The following is a 2,293-nucleotide window of genomic DNA, read 5'->3' on the forward strand; positions in this document are numbered from 1 at the left end:
CCAGCTGGTGCAGCGCATTGAGCAGGATCTGGTTGTCGCGCGGGTGCAGGCCGATGGTGGGCTCGTCCAGCACGTAGCACACGCCCTGCAGGTTGCTGCCCAGCTGCGCCGCCAGGCGGATGCGCTGCGCCTCGCCGCCGCTCAGCGTGGGCGCGGCGCGGTCCAGCGTCAGGTAGCCCAGCCCCACCTCGCCCAGGAAGGACAGGCGGTTGCTGATCTCCGTCACCACGTCGCGCGCAATGCCGGCGTCGCGGCCTTCCAGCGCCAGGCCGTCGACCCAGGCGTGGGTGTCGCTCACCGATGAAGCGGCGATGGTGCTGATGGCCTCACCAGCGAAGGTCACCGCACGCGAGATGGGGTTCAGCCGCGTGCCTTCGCATTCCGGGCATTCGGCGTCTTCTTCCAGGCCTTCGACCTCGGACTCTTCGGCCGGGAAACTCTGCTCGCGGCCGCGGTTGTTGTCGTCGCGCACCGAGTCGTCGTAGGCCTTGCGCTGTTCACGCGTCAGCGCCAGGCCGGTGCCCACGCAGCCGGTGCACCAGCCGTGCTTGCTGTTGTAGCTGAACATGCGCGGGTCCAGCTCGGGGTAGCTGGTGCCGCAGGTGGGGCAGGCGCGCTTGGTGGAAAACACCTTCACCTCGCCGATGCCGGCGCCGCTCAGGCCCTGGTCCATCGCTTCGGCCAGGCCGTCCAGCGGGTGCAGCAGGTGCAGCACGCCCTTGCCCAGGTCCAGTGCCTTGGCCAGCAGCTCGCGCAGCCGGGCTTCGTTCTCGGGCACCAGCAGCAGGTCGCCCACCGGCAGCTCGATGGTGTGTTCCTTGAAGCGGTCGATGCGCGGCCACGGGTCCACCTTCAGGAACTCGCCGTCGACCCGCAGGTGGCTGTGGCCGCGCGCCTTGGCCCACTTGGCCAGGTCGGTGTAGATGCCCTTGCGGTTGACCACCATCGGCGCCAGCAGGCCCACGTGCTGGCCGCGGTGGTCGCGCAGCAGCTGCGCGGCGATGCTTTCGGCGCTTTGCGGCATCACCGGCGTGCCATCGTGGATGCAGTGCTGGATGCCCAGCTTGACCCACAGCAGCCGCAGGAAGTGCCACACCTCGGTGGTGGTGGCCACGGTGCTCTTGCGGCCGCCGCGACTCAGCCGCTGTTCGATGGCCACCGTGGGCGGAATGCCGTACACCGCGTCCACCTCCGGCCGGCCGGCCGGCTGCACGATGCTGCGGGCATAGGCATTCAGGCTTTCCAGGTAGCGGCGCTGGCCTTCGTTGAACAGGATGTCGAAGGCCAGCGTGCTCTTGCCCGAGCCCGACACGCCAGTGACCACGCTGAACTTGCCGCGCGGGATGTCCACGCTGAGGCCCTTGAGGTTGTGCTCATGCGCATTGACGATGCGGATGGCTTCGTCCTCCTGCCGGCGCTGGCGGATCACCCGCTGCAGCGGCACGCCCGCGTCTTCCACTTTCTGGCCGCCCAGGCCCAGCGCGGCTTCGTACTCGCGCAGCGCCACGCCGGTGTGTGAGCCCGGGAAGGCCTTCACGTCGTCCACCGTGCCGGCGCACACCAACTCGCCGCCGGCTTCGCCGCCTTCAGGGCCCAGGTCCACGATCCAGTCGGCCGCGCGGATCACGTCCAGGTTGTGCTCGATGACGATGAGCGAATGGCCCGCGTCCAGCAGCTTGCGGAAGGCCCGCATCAGCTTGGCGATGTCGTCGAAGTGCAGGCCGGTGGTGGGCTCATCGAACAGGAACAGCCGGCCCTTCTTGGCCACCGCCTGGCGCGGCGCGCCGGCCGCCTCGGCCAGGAAGCCGGCCAGCTTCAGGCGCTGCGCCTCGCCGCCGCTGAGCGTGGGCACCGGCTGGCCCAGGCGCACATAGTCCAGACCCACGTCCACGATGGGCTGCAGCACACGCACCACCTCGCGGTCGTCGCGGAACAACTGCACCGCTTCGCTCACGGTGAGTTCCAGCACATCGGCGATGCTGAGCTGGCGGTCGACCTGGCCGGGCAGCCGGCGCTCGATCTTCACGTCCAGCAGCTCGGGCCGGTAGCGGCGGCCGTCGCAGTCGGGGCAGCGCAGGTACACGTCCGACAGGAACTGCATCTCCACATGCTCGAAGCCCGAGCCGCCGCAGGTGGGGCAGCGCCCATCGCCGGCGTTGAAGCTGAACATGCCGGCGCCATAGCCCCGCTCACGCGCCAGCGGCGCGTCGGCAAACAGCTTGCGGATCTCGTCGAAGGCGCCCACGTAGCTGGCGGGGTTGGAACGCGCGGTCTTGCCGATGGGGCTCTGGTC

The 2,293-nt window shown here is 69.6% G+C and carries 1 pseudogene; it reads right to left on the reverse strand.

Annotated features, from left to right (window positions below):
* Positions 1-2,293 (reverse strand): annotated as a pseudogene (locus ABNT58_RS05205) (excinuclease ABC subunit A); the annotation flags it as partial.

The organism is uncultured Aquincola sp., assembly GCF_964001545.1.
Classification (GTDB): domain Bacteria; phylum Pseudomonadota; class Gammaproteobacteria; order Burkholderiales; family Burkholderiaceae_C; genus Aquincola.